18 protein-coding genes are annotated in these 19,924 nt (G+C 67.8%); 11 read left to right on the forward strand and 7 right to left on the reverse strand.

Annotated elements, in window-relative coordinates:
• The first annotated feature begins 22 nt into the window (after positions 1-22).
• The 3 genes from R8G01_06095 to aceE all read left to right on the forward strand — a co-directional run bounded on the left by R8G01_06095 (position 23) and on the right by aceE (position 6,324).
• Entirely contained in the window at positions 23-1,804 is a 1,782-nt protein-coding gene (locus R8G01_06095) for an SGNH/GDSL hydrolase family protein (GenBank protein MDW3213545.1), read from the forward strand.
• Positions 1,801-3,516, forward strand: coding sequence for a hypothetical protein (locus tag R8G01_06100; protein MDW3213546.1), 1,716 nt, complete (start codon positions 1,801-1,803; stop codon positions 3,514-3,516). The genes R8G01_06095 and R8G01_06100 overlap by 4 nt, the downstream gene beginning before the upstream one ends.
• 63 nt (positions 3,517-3,579) lie before the next feature.
• On the forward strand, positions 3,580-6,324 hold the full coding sequence (gene aceE / locus R8G01_06105; protein MDW3213547.1) for a pyruvate dehydrogenase (acetyl-transferring), homodimeric type: 2,745 nt from the start codon (positions 3,580-3,582) through the stop codon (positions 6,322-6,324).
• 14 nt (positions 6,325-6,338) lie between these two features.
• On the opposite strand, the gene R8G01_06110 is transcribed toward aceE, so the two are convergent.
• From R8G01_06110 to R8G01_06125, 4 genes are read right to left on the reverse strand one after another with little or no spacing between them, the layout of a single operon-like run.
• Complete coding sequence (locus tag R8G01_06110; protein MDW3213548.1) at positions 6,339-6,557, reverse strand: hypothetical protein; 219 nt, start codon at positions 6,555-6,557, stop codon at positions 6,339-6,341.
• A 32-nt stretch (positions 6,558-6,589) separates the two neighbouring features.
• Positions 6,590-7,048 carry a DUF4345 family protein gene (locus tag R8G01_06115; protein MDW3213549.1) on the reverse strand — a complete coding sequence of 153 codons (459 nt, stop codon included), beginning with the start codon at positions 7,046-7,048 and terminating at the stop codon, positions 6,590-6,592.
• Positions 7,045-7,941 (reverse strand): NAD(P)H-binding protein, encoded by an 897-nt coding sequence (locus R8G01_06120; GenBank protein ID MDW3213550.1) that lies wholly within the window; start codon positions 7,939-7,941, stop codon positions 7,045-7,047. Before R8G01_06120 ends, R8G01_06115 begins: the two co-directional genes overlap by 4 nt.
• Positions 7,938-8,426 (reverse strand): Rrf2 family transcriptional regulator, encoded by a 489-nt coding sequence (locus R8G01_06125; GenBank protein MDW3213551.1) that lies wholly within the window; start codon positions 8,424-8,426, stop codon positions 7,938-7,940. Before R8G01_06125 ends, R8G01_06120 begins: the two co-directional genes overlap by 4 nt.
• An 81-nt stretch (positions 8,427-8,507) precedes the next feature.
• Here R8G01_06125 and R8G01_06130 point away from each other — a divergent pair, with 81 nt between their 5' ends.
• Positions 8,508-8,876, forward strand: coding sequence for a VOC family protein (locus R8G01_06130; GenBank protein ID MDW3213552.1), 369 nt, complete (start codon positions 8,508-8,510; stop codon positions 8,874-8,876).
• Here the strand turns inward: R8G01_06130 and R8G01_06135 are convergent.
• Positions 8,863-9,288, reverse strand: a complete 426-nt coding sequence (locus tag R8G01_06135; GenBank protein ID MDW3213553.1) for a cupin domain-containing protein — start codon at positions 9,286-9,288, stop codon at positions 8,863-8,865. The two genes, R8G01_06130 and R8G01_06135, sit on opposite strands and share 14 nt — an antisense overlap.
• Before the next feature lie 303 nt (positions 9,289-9,591).
• On the opposite strand from R8G01_06135, the gene R8G01_06140 reads away from it, so the two are divergent.
• The 4 genes from R8G01_06140 to R8G01_06155 all read left to right on the forward strand — a co-directional run bounded on the left by R8G01_06140 (position 9,592) and on the right by R8G01_06155 (position 13,433).
• Positions 9,592-10,278: a GntR family transcriptional regulator gene (locus R8G01_06140; GenBank protein MDW3213554.1), complete on the forward strand. Its 687-nt coding sequence runs from the start codon at positions 9,592-9,594 to the stop codon at positions 10,276-10,278.
• A 128-nt stretch (positions 10,279-10,406) separates the two neighbouring features.
• Positions 10,407-11,264 (forward strand): fumarylacetoacetate hydrolase family protein, encoded by an 858-nt coding sequence (locus R8G01_06145; protein MDW3213555.1) that lies wholly within the window; start codon positions 10,407-10,409, stop codon positions 11,262-11,264.
• A 127-nt stretch (positions 11,265-11,391) separates the two neighbouring features.
• Positions 11,392-11,826 carry a RidA family protein gene (locus R8G01_06150; protein ID MDW3213556.1) on the forward strand — a complete coding sequence of 145 codons (435 nt, stop codon included), beginning with the start codon at positions 11,392-11,394 and terminating at the stop codon, positions 11,824-11,826.
• A complete protein-coding gene (locus R8G01_06155; GenBank protein ID MDW3213557.1) occupies positions 11,826-13,433 on the forward strand; it encodes a D-aminoacylase in 1,608 nt (535 codons plus the stop codon). Before R8G01_06150 ends, R8G01_06155 begins: the two co-directional genes overlap by 1 nt.
• A gap of 12 nt (positions 13,434-13,445) precedes the next feature.
• Here the strand turns inward: R8G01_06155 and R8G01_06160 are convergent, their stop codons facing one another.
• Together R8G01_06160 and R8G01_06165 are read right to left on the reverse strand one after the other, a co-directional pair.
• Complete coding sequence (locus tag R8G01_06160; protein ID MDW3213558.1) at positions 13,446-14,270, reverse strand: phytanoyl-CoA dioxygenase family protein; 825 nt, start codon at positions 14,268-14,270, stop codon at positions 13,446-13,448.
• Between the two features lie 5 nt (positions 14,271-14,275).
• Positions 14,276-15,589, reverse strand: coding sequence for an aspartate aminotransferase family protein (locus R8G01_06165; protein MDW3213559.1), 1,314 nt, complete (start codon positions 15,587-15,589; stop codon positions 14,276-14,278).
• 359 nt (positions 15,590-15,948) lie between these two features.
• On the opposite strand from R8G01_06165, the gene R8G01_06170 reads away from it, so the two are divergent.
• The 3 genes from R8G01_06170 to R8G01_06180 are packed head-to-tail and all read left to right on the forward strand — an operon-like array spanning position 15,949 to position 19,903.
• Positions 15,949-18,015, forward strand: a complete 2,067-nt coding sequence (locus R8G01_06170; GenBank protein ID MDW3213560.1) for an ABC transporter ATP-binding protein — start codon at positions 15,949-15,951, stop codon at positions 18,013-18,015.
• Positions 18,012-18,947: an ABC transporter permease gene (locus tag R8G01_06175; protein MDW3213561.1), complete on the forward strand. Its 936-nt coding sequence runs from the start codon at positions 18,012-18,014 to the stop codon at positions 18,945-18,947. The genes R8G01_06170 and R8G01_06175 overlap by 4 nt, the downstream gene beginning before the upstream one ends.
• Positions 18,947-19,903, forward strand: coding sequence for an ABC transporter permease (locus tag R8G01_06180; GenBank protein MDW3213562.1), 957 nt, complete (start codon positions 18,947-18,949; stop codon positions 19,901-19,903). Before R8G01_06175 ends, R8G01_06180 begins: the two co-directional genes overlap by 1 nt.
• Positions 19,904-19,924 lie beyond the last annotated feature (21 nt).

Genomic DNA, 19,924 nt, shown 5'->3' on the forward strand with positions numbered 1-19,924 from the left:
CGCGCTCAGTATCGTCGGTGGCGTGCCACGAATCCGTCGGACCCCCCGCCTGGGGCTCGCACTCGTCGTGACCGTGGCGTCCACTGCGGTCCTGAGCCCGGCGTCGACTCCGGCCCACGCCGCGCTCGCGAACCAGATCGGTGATTCGACCACCCGGGTCCACGGCGCCGTCACCGTGCTCGGCGATTCGGTCCTCCAGGGTTCCGTCGTCTTCGGTCCGACGATCGCGACCCGCCTGGCCGAGCACGGGTGGGGTCCGATCCGCGCTCGTGCCGGTGTCGGCTACACGACCGGCTACTTCAGCACGAACTCGATCGAGGCGAAGTCGACGTATTGGATCGAGCGGTGGCGGCAGGAGGGCTGGGACGCACCGAACGTGCTGGTCAACCTGGGCGCCAACGACTCGGGGCGCTGCGATGTCGACCTCGCCTGCGCCCGCAACGCGATCATGCACCTGGTCGACGAGATCGGACCGGGGCGCCGGATCTGGTGGCCGCAGATCACCCGCCATCCGCTGTACCGCCATCAGGCCGACACCTGGAACCTCGCGCTGCACCAGATCGCCGGGGAACGCGACGACTTCTTCACCTGGGACTGGCCGCAGGTGATGGCCGCCGGCGGGTTCCGTTCGGGCGACAACACCCACCTCTCCGTCGATGGGTACCGGACACGTTCCCAGCTGATGGCCCACGAGTTCAGCGCCGACCTCGTGGCGGGCAGCCGGGTCGGCGGCGATGCCGGGCTCGCCGCAGCGACCGGCGCGACGACCGGTGTCGTGCCGATCGGACCGCTGCGCGTGATCGACACACGTGACGACGCACCCGGCACCGTCGCCGCCGACACCGCGATCGAGATCGACGTGTCCGAACACGTCCCCGACGGCACCACCGCGATCGCTGCCTACGTGTCCGCGACCAACACGACCGGACCGGGTTTCCTCACCGCGTACGAGTGCTCGACCGGCCGCCCCGAGGCGTCGGCCGCCAACCACACCGCTGGTCAGACGCGCGGCGCCGTGGCGATCACCCCGATTTCCGACCACGGCACGTTCTGCCTCTACACGCTGGCCGAGGCCGACCTCCTCGTCGACCTCCAGGCAGCGTTCGTGCCGATCACCGACGAAACGTTGCGATTCGACCCGCTCGACACGCCCCGGCGTCTGGTCGACACACGCGAGACCGGTCGCCGGGAGACGCTCGAGATCGACGTCCCCGACGGCGCCGACGCCGTCGCGATCAGCCTCACCGCCGTGTTCACCGACACGTTCGGGTTCCTCACCGCCTACCCCTGTTCCGACGAGGTACCGACCGTCGCGACGGTCAACTACCAGCCGAACGAGGTGATCTCGGGCACCGCGATCGTGCCGGTCAGCGACGAGGGCACGATCTGCGTCTACGCACTCTCGGACACCGACGTGACGGTCGATCTCACCGGCACCTTCGCCGCCGACGCCGAACTCGTATTCCAGCCGGCGCGGCCAACCCGCATGATCGACACGCGGGTCGGCATCGGAGGGTGGAGCCCGATCCACGGGCAGTTCCAGACGATCGACGCTCGGGTCGCTCCCGCCGGCGCCCAGGCGGTCAGCGGCACCCTGACGCTGGTCTCGCCGATGCGTCCCGGGTTCCTGCGGGCGTGGGGTTGCGGGGTGCAGCCCGACACCGCCAACGTGACCGGGCTGCAGGGCGACGTGCTCGGCAACTCCCTGACCACCGGGATCTCCGCCGACGGTCGGCTCTGCATCTTCGCTCGATCGGCGACGTCGACGATCTTCGATACCAGCGGCTGGTGGGTCCCCGGGTGAACCGCCGACTGGTCACAGCGGTCGTGCTGCTGACCACCGCCGTCGGCGTCGGCGGCACCTCGACCGACGTCACCGCCGAGACGCCCCGAAGCCGACGGGTCACCATGTTCACCGACTCGGTCGGCCTCGGCGCCGAGTACGCACTCCCCCGTGCGTTCCCCGCCGACTGGCAGGTCCGGGTCGACGGCGAACCGGCCGAGATGGTCGGCCAGATGGAGCGCAACTTCGTCGCCCCGCGCATCGCCACCAACCCGGAGTGGTTCGGCGACCACGTGGTGATCGCCGCCGGCTACAACTTCCCGTACTGGGACCACGACCGGTTCGTCCGCGAGGTCGATTCGATGATCGCGACCCTCACCGCGGCGGGGGTCGAACACGTCCACTGGGTGACCCTCCGCGAGGTGAAGCGTGAGTTCGTCTCGCCGTCCGGGTGGCGCCAGATCCAGCCGTACTCGTGGTACTTCCCCATCGTCAACGACCTGCTCGAGCAGGCCCTGGAGCGACACCCCAACCTCCACCTCGTCGACTGGGCTGCGATCGCCGACCGGTCCGACATCACCTATGACGCGATCCACCTGAACAACACCGGCGCCGAACTCTTCGCCAACCTGATCCGCGCGTCCGTCGACCGGGTCGCCACCACCGTGGCCGATGGCTCGACCACCCGCATCAGGGTTCCGAACGCCGACGGCGCCGTCGCCGCAGCCGTCAACGTCACGACCACCGACCCGCGCACCGTCGGCTTCATCACCCTCCACCCGTGCGACGGCCCACCGCCCACGGTGTCGATGCACAACCATCGCCGCGGCGAGGTGGCGGCCCACGCCGGGATCGTCCCACTCGACGACCTGGGCGACTTCTGCGTCACCACACGGGTCGCCACCAACCTGATCGTCGACGTGACGGGGCTGTTCCGGGCCGACGAGGGCTTCATCGCGCCCACGCCGACCCGTTGGCTCGACACCCGCGAGCGTGCCGACCGCGCCCCGGTGCCGGCCGGCGACACGATCGAACTCGACCTCGACACGATCCGCGACGAGATCGGGTACTCCGGCGACGCCGCGGCCGTCGCGGTCGTGGTCACGGCGACCGAGGCGACTGCGCCCGGCTGGCTGCGCGTGGGCACGTGCGGCGCCGGGTCCGACACGTCGAACGTCAACTACAACGACGGATTCGCCGTCCCGAACCTGGCGATCGTCGAACCCGACGCCGACGGCCGGATCTGCGTGACCACATTGGCCGACACCCACGTGATCGTCGATCTGTTCGGGGTCGTCGAGGCGTCCTCCGACCAAGCGCAACCGGCCGTGCGTGCCGACCGGGCCGTTCGCATGCTCGACACCCGCACCACCGGCACCAAGGTCGCGGCGGGTGAGATCGTCCGACTCGACGCCACCGCCGGCGGGTTCGAGCCCGCCGCAGGCATCGTGGTCAATGTCACCGGCGTCGACACCGACGACCCCGGCTTCCTGACGGTGTATCCGTGCACCGATGAGGTGCCGACGAGCTCGAGCCTCAACACCCGTCCGGGGCTCGTCGTGTCGAACGCGAGCATCGCGGCGACCGACGCCGACGGGTTCGTCTGCGTGTTCTCGCTCACGGGCACCCATCTCGTGGTCGACATGATGGGAACGGTCGACGGTCCGTTCGACCCGGTCGTGCCGTTCCGCGTACTCGACACACGAACCGCGACCGACGGTCCCACCGGTTGACCGACCGCGGCGAATTCGCTGCTCCCGGTGGTACCCATCGGTAACTCTGCGAGAATGCCCCCCATGATCTTCGACGGCTTCGTGCATCAGCTGCCCGACATCGACCCGGTCGAGACCCAGGAGTGGTTGGACTCACTCGACGCGGTCGTCGACGTCCACGGCAAGACACGGGCGCGGTTCCTGCTGAGCCAGCTCCTCGACCGGGCGAACGCCAGCCAGGTCAGCTTCCCGGCAACCGTGAGCACCCCGTACATCAACACGATCCCCCGTGAGCAGGAGCCGTTCTTCCCCGGCGACGAGCACATCGAGCGGCGCATCCGTGCGTTCATCCGCTGGAACGCAGCCATGATGGTGATCAAGGCGAACAAGCACGCCGACGGCATCGGCGGCCACCTCTCGACCTTCGCGAGTTCCGCAGCCCTGTACGAGATCGGCTTCAACCACTTCTTCCGCGGCAAGGACGACGAGCCCGGCGACCACGTGTACTTCCAGGGCCATGCCGCGCCCGGTGTCTACGCCCGCGCCTACCTCGAAGGCCGGATGACCGACGACGACCTCGACCACTTCCGCCAGGAGATCGGCCGTGGCGGTCGCGGGCTGTCGAGCTACCCGCACCCGCGCCTGATGCCCGACTTCTGGGAGTTCCCCACGGTGTCGATGGGCCTCGGGCCGATCACCGCGCTCTATCACGCCCGTTTCAACCGCTACCTCCAGAACCGCAAGCTCGACGACACGTCGGGCAGCCGGGTGTGGGCGTTCCTCGGTGACGGCGAGTGCGACGAGCCCGAGACCCTCGGGGCGATCTCGCTCGCCTCACGCGAGCAGCTCGACAACCTCGTCTTCGTCGTCAACTGCAACCTGCAGCGACTCGACGGTCCGGTCCGCGGCAACGGCAAGGTCATCCAGGAGCTCGAGGCCGTGTTCCGCGGTGCCGGCTGGAACGTGATCAAGGTCGTCTGGGGCTCCAAGTGGGACGAACTGCTCGCCAAGGACAAAGACGGTGTGTTGCTCAACAAGATGAACAACACCGTCGACGGCGAGTTCCAGCGGTACGCCGTCGAGAGCGGCGACTACATCCGCGAACACTTCTTCGGCCCCGACCCGCGCCTGCGGGCGATGGTCTCCGACCTGTCCGATGACGAGCTGCGCAGCCTCCCGCGCGGCGGCCACGACTACAAGAAGCTCTACGCCGCGTACAAGGCGGCCACCGAGAACCTCGGCTCGAGCCGACCGACCGTGATCCTCGCGAAGACGGTCAAGGGCTGGACCCTCGGCCCCGGCTTCGAAGGTCGCAACTCGACCCACTCGATCAAGAAGATGACCAAGCAGCAGCTGCTCGACCTGCGCGATCGGTTGCACCTCCACGACGAGATCCCCGAAGAACTGATCGAGGCCGACGACCCGCCGTACTTCCGGCCGGCCGAGGACTCGATCGAGTACCAGTACATGATGGAGCGCCGCCGAGCGCTCGGCGGATCGCTGCCCAAGCGCACCACGACGGCCCGGCGTCCGCTCGAACTGCCGGAGCCCGACGCCTTCGAGGAGATGCGTGCCGGCTCCGGCAAGCAAGAGGTCTCGACGACCATGGGCTTCACGCGCCTGTTGCGCAACCTGTGCCGCGACGAGAACGTCGGCAAACGGATCGTGCCGATCATCCCCGACGAGGCCCGGACGTTCGGCATGGACGCCCTGTTCCGCGAGCTCGAGATCTACGCCAGCCAGGGTCAGAAGTACGAGCCGGTCGACCACGACCTGCTGCTGTCGTACGCCGAAGACTCCGACGGACAGATCCTCGAAGAGGGCATCACCGAGGCCGGCTCGATGTCGAGCTTCATCGCAGCCGGAACCAGCTATGCCACGCGTGGCGTACCGATGATCCCGTTCTACACCTTCTATTCGATGTTCGGGTTCCAGCGCGTCGGCGACCTCGTCTGGCAGGCCGCCGACATCCGCACCCGCGGGTTCATGATGGCCGCCACGGCGGGCCGAACCACGTTGCTCGGCGAAGGCCTCCAGCACCAGGACGGCCACGGGCTCGTCCTCGCCTCGACCGTGCCGGCGGTTCAGGCATACGACCCCGCGTTCGCCTACGAGGTCGGTGCGATCGTCCGAGCCGGCATCGAGCGCATGTACGGCGCTCGGTCACGCGAGAACGGTGGGGATCTCGACCCCGACGTGATGTACTACATCAACCTCTACAACGAGAACTATGTGATGCCGGAGCTGCCCGACGACCGGGTCGCCGAGATCGAAGAGGGCGCCGTTCGCGGCCTCTACCGGTTCGCCGAAGCCCCGGAGGGCCCCTCCAAGCGGGCCACCATCTTGTTCTCGGGTATCTCGCACGCCGCCGCCCGTGCTGCCGCCGATCAACTCGCGGAGCACTACGACGTCGGTGCCGAACTCTGGTCGGCCACGAGCTACAAGGCGCTGCGCGAGGAAGCGATGGCGGTCGAGCGCCGCAACCGGCTGCACCCGACCGAGCAGCCAGAGGTTCCCGAGGTGACGCAGCTGCTGTCACAATCGTCGGGCCCGATCACCGCCGTCAGCGACTTCATGAAGATCGTGCCCGAGCAGATCGCCAGGTTCGTTCCCGACGACCGTCCGTTCGAGATCCTCGGCACCGACGGCATGGGCCGCTCCGACACGCGCGAAGCGTTGCGTCGGTTCTTCGAGATCGACATGGGCAACGTGGTGGTGAGCGTGTTGACCGGACTGATGCAGTCCGGCGAGGTCGACGCGGCAACCGTTGCCGACGCCATCAAGCGCTACGACATCGATCCCGACGCCGTCGATCCGTTCATCATCTGATCATCGTCGTCTGATCAACGACGCTTGCGACGGCTCCCGATCGCATCGCGCAGCGCCGAACCCTCGGCACCTCGCTCGCGCCGGAGACGACGGCGACGGGTGCGTTCGACGACCTCGCTCGCGACCAGCGTGACTCCCGCCGCGATCAGACCCCAGATGATGCCGGCGACGAGGGTCACCACGACGCCGACGACCACGACGGCAGCGAGCCAGATCATGTTTCGTGTACTCACGCCAGGCACCGTAACGCGCGGAGCAGGCCCGCTCAGGTGACGCCCGACCCGACCTCGGGCCGCCGATCGTCCGGACGCCGCTCGTCCGGTCGACGCTCGCCGACGAGGAGCGCGATCGGGATCGCGGCGATGAGCACCTGGCCCGTGAGGCTGGCGGCGAGATCGCCGGCGCCGAGGCCGGCGCGATGCGTGACGTGATAGATGAGGTGGGGCACACCACTCGCGAGCACGGCGACGCTCGCGGTGATCACGATCGAGCGGGCGAGGGTCACGATCGCGGCGACGATCAACACGCCCAGACCGAGATACAGCCCGCCGACGTCGCGGACCAGGTGTTCGTTGTACGGACCGTCGACGTCGACCCAGGCCCGTCCCAGCCCCGGGAAGCCGTCGTAGAACGACTTCGGCGCGAACTGTGCCCACACCCCGATCTGGAGCGAGACGACGGCCAGGTAGCCGAGCGCGATGCGTTTCCACACGCGCTCGGTCACGTGAGTCGGCCCCACTGCTCGAGGGCCGCACCGGTCGGCTCCCACGATGTGACCGCCCTGAAGGCCTCGCTCGAGATGCGGTGGGAGCGTGCGAGACCCTCGCCGGCCGCACCGGCGAGCCGCTCGACGAGCGGCAACGTACGCAGGGCGTCGCGACCGACCGCCGCAGCCAGCGCCGAACGGTGGTCGCCGCGGAGCCGGGGGTCGGCTTCGGCGATGTTGTAGACCCCGGGCGGTGCGTGGAGCGCGGCGACGACCGCCGCGGCAGCATCGTCGACGTCGACGAACGACATGTAGGAGTCGTCGTCGCCGAACAACCCCCACAGACCCTTGTCGGCCATCTGGGCGTAGGTCTGCATGTGAGCGCTGTCGTCGGCCATGAACATGGCGAAGCGGAGCACGACACCGGCCCCTCCGACGGCGGTGACCGCCGCTGCCGCGGACTCGGCATCGACGGTGGTGCGGTTGCCCCAGAAGAACGACTGCTCGGTCGTCTCGCCGATCCAGTCGGTCCCACGATCGACGTAGGAGAACGTGATCGACTCCTGCACGTAACGTCCGATGCCGAGTTCGACGGCAGCGTCACTCAGGAGCCGCGCCGACTCCGAACGCAACCGGTCGTTGATGCGCCATCCCCGCTTCCGCATCGCCGAGGCGCCGGTCGGGATGTTGGTGGCGAGGTGCGCGATCGCATCGTGGCCCGCGACCGCCGAGCGGATCGCGTCGAAATCGAACAGGTCGACGTCGGCGGGGGTCGCCCCGTGCTCGGTCAGCGATGCCGCCTTCGCTGACGTCCGGGCCACGGCCGTGACGTCGTGTCCGGCATCGACCAGACGTGGCACGACGCGGCGGCCGAGGACCCCGGTGGCGCCCGTCACGAAGATCTTGCTCATCTCAGTACCTTTCCCAGCCAGTTGATGGCGTTGTCGATCTGTTCGGGTGAGACCGTGCGGTCGAGTTCGGCGACGAGGTCGCCGATGGTCACGGAGCGCAGCGAGTCGCGCCAGGCGGTCTCCGCGTCCCACATCGCACGGGCGATGCCGCACGGTCGGACATAGTGCTCGGGGGCCACGGCGCTCGGTCCGCGCTGGCGGATCTCGCTGCAGCGGAACGCCGGGTCGTCACCGTCGACCGCGAGCACCACGTCGAGCAGCGTGATCTCGCCGGCGGGTCGGCCGAGGCGATAGCCACCGTGACGGCCCGGCACCGACTCGACGATGCCGGCCTGGCTGAGCGCTTGGAGATGCTTGGCCAGGTAGGCGGCCGGCACCTCGTGGAACTCGGCCAGCCTGGCGCTCGGAAGCGCAACCGCGTCGGGCAGCGTGCCCAGCACGGAGCAGCAGTGCAACGACCATTCGACGCCTTCGCTCAGCTTCATACTCGGATGTTAGATATCTGGATATCAGTTGTCCAATTATTCGGCGAGCGGGCGTCCCGAGTGATGCGCGAGGATTGCCGCATGCTGGAGGTCGAGCGGACGAACACCGTGCTCTACTGCGTGCGCTGGGACGAGACCGTCGCGTTCTACCGGGACACGCTCGGGCTCCCGGTGTCGTTCGAGAACGACTGGTTCGTCGAGTTCGCGCTCCAGCCCGGCGCGTTCATCAGCGTCGCCGACGCGGCGCGGAGTTCGATCCGCGCCGGCGATGGCGCCGGCGTGACGTTGAGCTGGCAGGTGCCCGATCTCGATCCGGTCCGCGCAAGCATCCGGGCGAACGGCATCGAGGTCGGCCCGATCCGAACGAGGTTCGGATCACCCGTTTTCGACGTGTTCGACCCGGTCGGCAACCGGATCGAGTTCTGGTCGAATGCGCTCAGCGACGCGTGATCGACAGACCGTCTCGACGCCGGTGCACGCTGAGGTAGGTCAGGCCCTCGGACGCAGCGCGAATCCGCCGACGGCTCCCGCGCGGCACCTGCACGACGACGCCCGGACGGAGCGACCGTGCCCGACCGTCGACCGCCAGTTCGCCGGCACCCCGCCACACGACGACGAGGACATCGACCTCACGGTTGACGTGCTCGTCGATGGCGTCGCCCGGCCGGAGCCAGACGGCGTTGGCATCGAGGTCACCGCCGTGAGGCAGGCTCCAGACCGCGCCGCTGCTTCCGGATTCGTCGAGGTCGGCCAGTTCCACGCCATCGAGCGGCCGACCGTCCGAGCCGTCGGCAACGTCGAGCTCGTCGACGAAATGCGCCCAACACGCCGGTTCGCCACCGAGGTCACTGTCATCGCTCATGCCGCTCCTCCCGCGGTTCGTCGACTCGAGTCTCGCACGCCCCGTCACCGCGGGCGGCGCGATCACGACGTGACGTCGACGACGGCGATCAACACGAGCGCCACCGCGACCCCCAGCATCAGCAGGGCAGCGATGAGCGTGGGGTGCGTCGGCTGCTGATCACGGTCGGGAGGCGCCACGAGTGGCCAGGCTAGACATGCTTGCATCGCGCCGGACGTTCCTGGGCATCAGCGACGTGAGTCGGAGGACGGTTCCAGACCGGTTCTGGTAGTTTGCCGAGCTTCCAGCGAGATCCAGCCACCCATGACGCCACCCACCACACCGATCGAGGACAGCACCGTCGAACAGGTGGTCAACTTCGTCCGCGACGGCATCATCCGCGGCGATTTCCCGCCGGCGTCGAAGTTGCTCCCCAAGCAGATCGCCGAACAGTGCGGCACGAGTTTCATCCCCGTCCGCGAGGCGCTGAGGGCGCTCGAATCCGAAGGCTTCGTCAACTTCGTCCACAATCGCGGGGCGTGGGTCACGCCGCTGTCCAAGGCCGACCTGCTCGACATCTACACGATCCGTATCGAGCTCGAAGGCGAGGCGGTCAGGCGTGCGTCGGCATTCACCGACGACGACATCAGCGCCCTGGAGGAAACCCTCGCCCGCCTCGGCGACCGCCACGAGCACCACGACCATGCCGGCGTGGTGGCGCTCAACCGTGAGTTCCATTTCTCGATCTACCGCAAGGCAGGCTCGCCCCGCCGCCTCAAGCTGATCGATCAGCTCTGGATGCATTCGGCCCGGTACCAACGCCTCGTCCTCGACCATCGCGACGACGGCGCCGACGCCGAACACCGCGAGATGGTGGCCAAGCTCCGACAGGGCGACCACGAGGGAGCGGCGAGAGCACTACGGACGCATCTCGAGTCGACGGTCGAGCTGATGAGCGCCGACATCGAGGCCGCGACCGACGAGCGCACCGACTCCCCCGCCGGCGCCTGACCGCTCCGGCGGCCGTTGGCCGCCGGATGCTATATTCTTGGTCGGCATCGTCGGACGGACGATGCTCCGCCTCGGTCCACCCGTCGGGTGCCCCTGGCCGGACGACCCTACGGAAGTTGGACCAACAGATGAAGCTGCTTCGCTACGGAGATCAGGGGGCCGAACGCCCTGCCGTCATGCAACCCGGCACGGACGTCGTGCTCGACGCCCGCCCGGTCACCGACGACTTCGACCCTGCGTTCTTCGCATCCGGTGGCCTCGAGCGTCTCGCCGCAGCCGTCGACGCCGGCGAACTCGACCCGGTCGACATCTCGGGCGAGCGTCTCGGCGCACCGATGGGTCGACCCGGCAAGATCGTGTGCATCGGCCTCAACTACCGCAACCACGCGGCCGAAGGCGGGATGCCGATCCCCGACGAGCCGATCATCTTCATGAAGGCACCGAACACCATGGTCGGGCCCAACGACGACGTCCGTATCCCTCGCGCATCGACGAAGACCGACTGGGAGGTCGAACTCGCGGTCGTCATCGGGTGCGAGGCGAGCTACGTCGACAGCCCCGAAGCGGCACTCAGCCACGTTGCGGGATATGCGGTCGGCAACGATGTCTCCGAACGCGAGTTCCAACTGGAGCGCGGTGGCCAATGGGACAAGGGCAAGTCGTGCGACACGTTCAATCCGCTCGGCCCGTGGATCGTCACACCGGACGAACTCGGCGACCACCAGTCCAAGGACATGTGGCTGGACGTCGACGGGCAGCGCGAGCAGACCGGCAACACGTCCGACATGATCTTCGGCGTCGACCACATCATCTGGTACGTCAGCCAGTTCATGACGCTCGAACCGGGCGACCTCATCAACACCGGCACGCCGGCCGGCGTCGGCCTCGGCAAGACACCGCCCCGATACCTCAGTGCAGGCCAAGAGATGGTCGTCGGCATCGAAGGCCTCGGCGAGCAGCGCAGCCGCACGATCGCGGCTCCGTAACACCTCCCGACGACCTGCGGCCCCGCCGGCCCGACCGGCGACCGACGAGCGGCAATTGTTATAATGTTCGCTCAGGCCGGTCGAACCGATCGGCCACCCCCCACCAACAGAGAAACGAGCACACATCATGGGAGCACAGGCCAACGCCACCGCCAAGGGATTGGACTTGTCGCCGATCGAATCCGGTTACCTCGCGATGTGCGTGCAGAGCGGGTCACTCATCCACACGAGCGGCCACGTGTCGACCACCAAGGGCGTGCTCGGCAAGGACGTCACGGTCGAGCAGGGCTACGAGGCAGCCCGTGACTGCGCCGAGAAGATCCTGCGGTCGGTGCACCACCACCACGGTTCGCTCGACGGCCTGCGCGTCGTGAAGCTCCTCGGCGCCGTGTACTCGGCACCCGACTTCACCGATCACCACCTGGTGATCAACGGCGCCTCCGACCTGCTGCACGAACTGTTCGGCGACGATCTCGGCTACCACGCCCGCAGTGCACTCGGCTTCGCCGCACTCCCCACCGGGGTCGCGGTCGAGATCGAGGCGATCTTCGAAGTCGTCTGATGCCGATGTTCGACGTTCTGATCACCAACGGCCTCGTCGTCGACGGAACCGGACAACCCGCCTTCGCTGCGGATGTCGCGATCAACGGTGAGCGGATCGTCGCGGTCGGCGACCTCGCCCAGGCCGAGGCCGGCCGCACGATCGACGCAACGGGCATGGTGGTCTCCCCCGGATTCATCGACATCCACACACACTCGGACCTGACCCTGCTCGTCGAGCCGTTCGGCATGAGCAAGATCCGCCAGGGCGTCACGACCGAGGTCAGCGGCAACTGCGGATACAGCCCCTACCCGGTCGCCCCCGATCATGCCGACGAGCTCCGCGAACTGCTGAGCAGCGGACTCCACGGCGAGTCGGTCGACTGGGTCTGGAGCGACCTGGCCGGCTACCGCGACTTCGCTGCCGAACGCGGGCTCGGCATGAACGTCGCGCCGCTGGTCGGTCACGGTGCCGTCCGTGGCGCCGTGGTCGGGTTCGAAGACCGCCGTGCCACCGCCGATGACGTCGCGGGCATGCAACGGTTGGTGTCGGAATCGATGGAGCAGGGCGCGTTCGGCCTCTCGACCGGCCTCACCCTGACGCCCAGCGCCTATGGCGACACCGAGGAGATCGTCGCGCTCGCCGAGGCGATGTCGCACTTCCCCGGCCGCTTCTACACCAGCCACACCCGACTCTGGGCCGGCTGGCACATCAAGGGCGTCGCCGAAGCGATCGACATCGGTCGACGGGCGAACGTGCCGGTCCAGGTCTCGCACATGGCGGTCAACGACCCGCCCTACTGGGGGCAGGCCGACACGGTGATCGCCGTCTGTGAAGACGCCGTCACCGACGGGTTCGATGTGACCTTCGACGTGTACCCGTACGCGGCGAGCAGCAGCGGGTTCGCCCAGTGCATCCCGACGTGGGCGCAGTCCGGCGGGACGCAGGCACTCCTGCAACGGCTGCGCAACCCGAACGAACGCGCCCGGATCCGGGCCGACATGCTCGAAGAGGGGCTGTTCCGAGGCTGGCCGTGGTTGTGGGACCGACTCCAGGTCAGTGCCGCACACACGCGCGAGGTCAGCGAGTTCGAAGGCATGTCGTTCGAGCAGGCGGGCGAGAAGATGGGCCTCGAACCGATCGATGCCGCACTCACCCTGATGGAACGCGACGAGGCGAAGCTGCGGATCATCTTCTACTACCGCACCGAGGAGGACATGAAGTCGTTCCTCCGGCATCCGATGGGCATGATGGGTTCGGACGGACTGGCGATCCAGGCGTCGGGTCCGCTCGGCGCCGGTCGGCCACACCCGCGCTCCTACGGCGCCCACAGTCGAGTGCTCGGCCTGTATGTCCGCGACACCGCCGTACTCACGATGGAAGAGGCGGTGCACAAGATGAGCGGACAGGTCGCGACGCGCCTCGGCATGTCGGACCGCGGCGTGATCGCCGCCGGCAACATCGCCGACATCGCGATCTTCGATCCGGACACCGTCGCCGATCGGGCCAGCTTCGAAGATCCGCACCAGTACGCGGTCGGCGTGCCGTACGTGCTGGTCAACGGCGAGGTGGTCGTGGCCGAAGGCGAACACACCGGCGCACTGCCGGGCCGCGTACTCGCCGCGTAGGACGAATCGACGTCAGCCCGGGCGCTTGCCGGGAGCGGGCGCGCCCGAGTACCCGATCGCGTCCTGCATCGCGAGCGCGCGCCGCGCGTTGGCGACGTCCACGTCGGCCATGACATCGGTGGCCGGGGGCAGCAATTCGAAGTGGCCGAACCGATCCTCGCCGGCGACGAGGTGACCGAACGTCTGCTGTCCGGACACCTGCCTCATCGACGGCGTCACGAATCGGAGCGCCAGTCCGATCCGACGATCGTCCGACGTGTTCGGCTTCGAGGCGTGGAAGAGATGCCCGTGGTGCAACGACATCTCGCCGGGCCGCAGGATCGCCTCGACCGCGTCGGCCTCGTCGACGTCGACTGCGACCTCCTGACCGCGAGACAACATGTTCGACTCGTCGAACGTGTCACTGTGAGCGACGAGTTCATGGTGGCTGCCGGGCACGAAGCGCATACAGCCGCTGGCAGACGTTGCCGGCGACAGAGCGACCCAGGCCGTCACCTCGGACACGTCGTCGTAGCCCCAGTACGTCAGGTCCTGATGCCAGCTGATGAAGTCCGGGGTCCGCGGCTCCTTCACGAAGAAATTGGCGCCCATCACGATGAGATCGTCGCCGAGAATCGACGCGACCGGCTCGACGATCGACGGCAGGCGCATGATCTCGTCGACGAACGGCAGCACGATGTTGGCGAACTGCTTCACGATCCGCGTGGCATCGGGATCGTGTGCATACTCGGCCTCGATCGCTTCGAAGGCGGCGCGGTGCTCGGCGGCACCAGCCGGGCTCATCACCCGGAGCGGGAAGACGTACCCGTCACGCTCGAACGCTCCGCGAACGGACACGCCGGTCAGCCTGCCCCGGCGTTGGCCATCTCGCCGAGCACACGATCCCCGGCAGCGAGGGTGCGGTCGATCGCATCGTCGTCGTGGGCGGCCGAGACGAACCACAGCCCTCGTCCCGTCGGCCGGACGCCGTGGTCTTGCAGGAGCTCCAGGAACCGGGTCAGCATCGGCCCGTCGGAGTTCGCTGCGAAGTCGGTTCGCGAGGCGATCGGCCCGGACTTCCCGAAGCGGGTCTGGAGCAGGCCTCCACCGATGTGATCGACGGCGAGTTCGAGACCGTGACGCTGACCCAGCCCGACGAAACCGTCGGCGAGACGTCGCGCCAGACGATCGATCTCGGGGTACGGGTCGGTGTCGATCAGGACCCGGAGCGTGGCGATCCCGGCCGCGACCGATGACACGCCGGTGTTGTACGTACCCGAGTGGTTGACCTCGCCGCGACCGACGCTCGCCAGCAACTCCGTCGTGGTGCCGAGCACGGCCAAGGGAAAGCCCGAGGCGATCGCCTTGGCGTAGATCGAGATGTCGCCGTTGATACCCAGCAGACCCTGGGCGCCGGTGAGCCCGAGCCGGAACCCCGTGATGACCTCGTCGACGACCAACAGCGCGCCGTGCTGCCGACAGAGTTCCTTGACGCCTTCGAGGTAGCCGTCGGCCGGTGGGATCAGCCCGGTGTTGCACATGACCGGCTCCATGATCACGCACGCGACGTCACCGGTTCGGAGCACGGCGGCGACCTGGTCGAGGTCGTTCCACTCGCACATCACGACGTCGTCGGCCGCCGACACGGACTGGCCGGGGGTGAGCGGAACGGGCCCGTTCTGGTCGGGGGTCGCGGCCATGTTGACGAACAGCGGGTCGAGCCACCCGTGGTAGTGGCCGGTGAACCGCAACACCTTGCGATTTCCGGTGGCGGCCCGGGCGATGCGAACGGCCAGCAGGTCCATCTCCGTTCCGCTCATGCCCATCCGGATGCTCTCGACCCACGGCAGCGCGCCGACGAGCGCTTCCGCGAACTCGGCCTCGAGCGTGTTCTGGCCGGCGAACAACTGACCGGTCGACAGACATTCCTGAACCGCCGTGGTGACGGCCGGATGATTGTGGCCGAGGACCATCGGACCCATCCCGCCGGCGTAGTCGACGTAGGCATTGCCGTCGACGTCCCACAACATCGCTCCGTCACCGCGGGCGATCGTCAGCGGAACCGGTGACCCCTGCAACCGGACGTTCGAGTTCACCCCGCCGGCGATCACCGCCAGGCGGCGAGCGTGCTCCGCTCGGCTCCGGTCGTAACGGAAACTCTCCACTGTTGTCATCATTGACCTCATCGTGTTGGTGAATCGGACCAGCCGACCCCGCAACCGGCCGGGCCCGACCGTTCCGCCGGGTCACCTGCACCGGGAACGAGCCGCCCAGCGCGCTCAATCTCAGCTGCTGGACACCATACCACTGCCTGCAACCCCCACTTCATCAAATGAAATCGTGAGCCTGGCGCGCTTGGCATTGACCGGCGTTCACCGGGACAGTATGGTTCCACGCACTGAAACTTGGGGCACTGTGAATGACACGGACAGGGCCTGCATGACACGGGAAGGGACAGGATGACCACAGCCGACTGCGAGCACGCCGCGACCGAACGAGGTCAGGGTCGGCGAGGCGTGAACGACGGGCTCCGCCGGTGACCGACACCGGCGCGCGAGCCATCGACGACGCCCCGCTCCTCCGCATCGACGGGCTGAACGTCGAGTTCGGCTCGTCCGACCAACCGGTCAGGGCGGTCAACGGGGTCGACCTCGAGGTCCGCCGCGGGGAGACACTCGGGATCATCGGCGAGTCCGGTTCCGGGAAGAGCGTCACGGCGATGTCGATCCTGAGGCTCCTCCCCAAGGGCCAGGCGCGAATCACGTCGGGCAAGATCCTGTTCGACGGCACCGACCTGCTCACCGCCGACCCCGGCGTGTTGCGGCGGGTCCGCGGCAAGGACGTGTCGATCATCTTCCAGGACCCGGCGACCTCGCTGCATCCGTCCTACACGATCGGCGCCCAGTTGATCGAGGCGATCCGGATCCACGACAGCCAGATCTCGAAGGCCAAGGCTCGAGCGCGGGCGGCCGAACTGATCGCCAGCGTCGGCATCGCCCACGCAGACGAACGGTTGGATCAGTATCCACACCAGTTCTCGGGCGGAATGCGCCAGCGTTGCATGATCGCGATGGCGATCGCGAACCAGCCCCAGGTCGTGATCGCCGACGAGCCGACCACCGCGTTGGACGTCACGATCCAGGCGGAGATCCTCAACCTGTTGCGCGTCGTCCAGCGCGAAACGGACTCCGCCGTGATCTTCATCACCCACGACCTCCGGGTCGTGGCCCAGGTCGCCGAGCGAGTGGCGGTGATGTACGCCGGGTCCATCGTCGAGTCCGGCAAGGTCGACGAGGTCTTCCAGAACCCGCAGCACCCCTACACATCGGCGCTGCTCCGCAGCCTGCCGGCGCTCGACCACCGAGCCGAACGCCAGGTGACCATCCAGGGGACACCACCCAACCCGAGCGACCTGCCGATCGGTTGTGCGTTCCAGCCGCGTTGCGACGTGTCGCGCGGCCGGTCCGTGTGCATCACCGATCGTCCCCCGCTCGTCGACGTCGGTGGCGGTCGGACCGCGGCGTGCCACTTCAGCGACGAGATCGAAGCCGTCGCCGTCAACCTCGCGCGCCACACGCCGCAACCACAGGCGATCACCGTCGCGAGCAGCGACGACGCCGAGCCGGTGCTCAGCGTCACCAACCTCGACAAGAAGTTCGAGATCGGCGGCGGTCTGTTCACCGGCGCCAAGCGGCAGGTCCACGCCGTCAACGACGTCTCGTTCGACGTGCACCCTGGCAAGACGCTGGCCCTGGTCGGCGAGTCCGGGTCGGGCAAGTCGACCACCGCCCGCCTGATCCTGCGACTCCACGATCCGACCGGCGGCAAGATCATGTTCGGCGGTCGAGACCTCGCGGTCACCAACGGCACCGACTTGCGCAACCTGCGTCGTGAGATCCAGGTCGTCTTCCAGGATCCGTTCGGATCACTCAACCCGCGCCTCACCGCCCGTGAGTTGGTCGCCGAACCCCTCAAGATCCAAGGGCTCTTCGATCCGGACGGCACCGACAAGGTCGGCGAGCTCCTCGGTCGTGTCGGGCTGTCCCCCAGCCAGTGGAACCGTCTGCCTGCAGCGTTCTCCGGCGGCCAGCGACAGCGAATCGCGATCGCCAGAGCCCTGATCCTCGAGCCCAAGATGCTCGTCCTCGACGAGGCGGTCTCTGCCCTCGACGTCTCCATCCAGGCCCAGGTACTCAACCTGCTCGCCGACCTCCAAGCCGAGCTCGGTCTGACCTACCTGTTCATTTCCCACGATCTCGCCGTCGTCCGGCAGCTCGCCGACTCGGTCGCGGTCATGTTCGCCGGACGGATCGTCGAACAGGGCGCCGCAGCCGACGTGTACGGCTCGCCGCGACACCCCTACACGCGGGCGCTGCTCGCGGCGATCCCCGGAACCGACCCGCACGGCCCTGCGGGCAGTGACGTCGAGGTCAAGGAGGCCCGCATCGACATCGCCGATGAGGGATGTGCCTATCGACTGCGATGCCCGATCGCCCAGGATGTGTGCACGACCGTGAGCCCGCCGTTTGCCCGGATCGACGGCACCGTCCACGACGTGGCGTGCCACTTCGGCGCCGTGCCGGTGGAGGTGACCGCGCCGTGACCACCCCCGTCGACACCGACACCGCTCCCCCGGCCGAGGGTTCGGCGGTCGCACCGCGCAAGCGGCGACTCCGCTCGGCGGCACGCTCGTTCGGCCGCTGGTCGATGGACGAGAAGCCGGCGGCGATCGCGGTCGGATTCCTGGTGCTGCTGTCGTTGGCGGCGATCGCCGCCCCGATCGTCTCGCCACACGATCCGCTCCAGCAGGACCTCAGCTCGATCCTCGTCGGCCCCTCCTGGTCGCATCCGTTCGGCACCGACGAACTCGGTCGCGACATGCTCAGCCGGGTCATCTACGGCGGACGGATCTCGCTCGCGACCGCAGGGATCGCCGTCGGGATCGCCGGGGTGCTCGGTGGCCTGGCCGGCCTGATCGCCGGGTACGTGGAGCGGCTCCCGGGAGCCCTCATCATGCGATCGATGGACCTGCTGCTCGCCATCCCTGGCATTCTCCTGGCGATCACGATCGCCGCAGTGCTCGGCAACGGGTTCTGGCCGGCGACGATCGCCGTGACCGTGATCTCGATCCCTGCGTTCGCCCGACTCGCCCGAGCCAGCGTGCTGGCGACCAAGGAAGAGGAGTTCGTGCAGTCGACCAGGAGCGCGGGGGCGACCCACCCCTACCTCATGTTCCGCACGATCTTCCCCAATGCACTCAGTCCGCTGATCGTGCAGGCCAGCGTCGCTGCGGCGACCGCCATCCTGCTCGAGGCGGCCCTCAGCTTCCTCGGTCTCGGCACCCAACCGCCTTCGCCCTCCTGGGGGACGGCGATGGCGCTCGGGAAGTCGTACCTGAACCAGTCGATCTGGTACGCCCTGATGCCCGGCGTCGTGCTGACGGCGACCGTGCTCTCGATCGACACGATCGGTCGGGCACTCCAACGCACATGGGGTGGCAACGCCCTCGATTCGGCAGCCGGAAGGGGTGGCTGATGCTTCGGTTTCTCGGATTTCGCATTCTGCAACTGATCCCGATCGTGATCTTCGCGTCGATCGGCGTGTTCTTGATGATCCATCTCGTCCCCGGCGACCCGGTACTGACCGTGACGGGGCTGGAGGCCAGCGCCGAGCAGATGGCGCGGGTTCGCGAAGAGCTGGGCTTCAACCGTTCGCTGCCCGTCCAGTACTTCGACTGGGTCGGCCGGGTGCTGTCGGGCGACCTCGGCAACTCGCTGGTGAGCCAGAAGCCGGTGACCGAACTGATCGTCGACCGCATGCCGGCGACGATCCAGTTGACGATCGCCACGATGATCATCGGGCTCGCGCTCGGCATCCCGTTCGGATTGCTGGCCGCCAGCCGCAAGGGCTCGTGGGTCGACAAGACGGTGGCCGGCTACTCGTCGTTCAGCCTCGCTGTTCCGACGTTCGTGGTCGGCATCGTGTTCATCCTGGTGTTCGGCGTCACGCTCGAATGGCTTCCGACCGCATCCGACTACATCCCGGTCTGGGAGGACCCCGGCGGCGCGTTCAAGGCCACGATCGGCCCGGCGTTCACACTCGGCTTTTTCGTGTCCGGGGTCATCGCCCGGTTCGTGCGGGCGTCGATGATCGAGGTCCTCGGTCTCGACTACATCCGAACCGGCCGGGCCAAAGGCGTGAACGAGGCCAAACTCGTGTACAAGCACGCGTTCCGTGCCGCCTCGCTCCCGACGTTGACGGTCGTCGGCATCCAGTTCGGCACATTCCTCGGTGGTTCCCTCGTCACCGAGTCGGTGTTCAACTACCCCGGCATCGGCCGACTGATCTTGAAGGCGATCCTGAGCCGCGACTTCGTCGTCGTCCAGGGTTCGGTCCTCGTCGTGGTCGTCATCTTCACGCTCGTGAACCTCGCGACCGACGTGCTCTACAGCTTTCTCAACCCCAGGATCCGCGCCGGTAACAGCGGATGACACGTCTGGCGGCGGCTTGGA

The organism is Ilumatobacteraceae bacterium (assembly GCA_033344875.1).
Lineage (GTDB): Bacteria > Actinomycetota > Acidimicrobiia > Acidimicrobiales > Ilumatobacteraceae > Ilumatobacter.

What these genes read in the sequence shown, in the direction of transcription:
- R8G01_06140 (MDW3213554.1), top strand. Translation starts at nt 9,592, where the DNA reads ATGACGCCACCCACCACACCGATCGAGGACAGCACCGTCGAACAGGTG.
- R8G01_06130 (MDW3213552.1), top strand. Translation starts at nt 8,508, where the DNA reads ATGCTGGAGGTCGAGCGGACGAACACCGTGCTCTACTGCGTGCGCTGG.
- aceE (MDW3213547.1), top strand. Translation starts at nt 3,580, where the DNA reads ATGATCTTCGACGGCTTCGTGCATCAGCTGCCCGACATCGACCCGGTC.
- R8G01_06165 (MDW3213559.1), bottom strand. Translation starts at nt 15,589, where the DNA reads ATGATGACAACAGTGGAGAGTTTCCGTTACGACCGGAGCCGAGCGGAG.
- R8G01_06150 (MDW3213556.1), top strand. Translation starts at nt 11,392, where the DNA reads ATGGGAGCACAGGCCAACGCCACCGCCAAGGGATTGGACTTGTCGCCG.
- R8G01_06145 (MDW3213555.1), top strand. Translation starts at nt 10,407, where the DNA reads ATGAAGCTGCTTCGCTACGGAGATCAGGGGGCCGAACGCCCTGCCGTC.
- R8G01_06155 (MDW3213557.1), top strand. Translation starts at nt 11,826, where the DNA reads ATGCCGATGTTCGACGTTCTGATCACCAACGGCCTCGTCGTCGACGGA.
- R8G01_06120 (MDW3213550.1), bottom strand. Translation starts at nt 7,941, where the DNA reads ATGAGCAAGATCTTCGTGACGGGCGCCACCGGGGTCCTCGGCCGCCGC.
- R8G01_06180 (MDW3213562.1), top strand. Translation starts at nt 18,947, where the DNA reads ATGCTTCGGTTTCTCGGATTTCGCATTCTGCAACTGATCCCGATCGTG.
- R8G01_06135 (MDW3213553.1), bottom strand. Translation starts at nt 9,288, where the DNA reads ATGAGCGATGACAGTGACCTCGGTGGCGAACCGGCGTGTTGGGCGCAT.
- R8G01_06125 (MDW3213551.1), bottom strand. Translation starts at nt 8,426, where the DNA reads ATGAAGCTGAGCGAAGGCGTCGAATGGTCGTTGCACTGCTGCTCCGTG.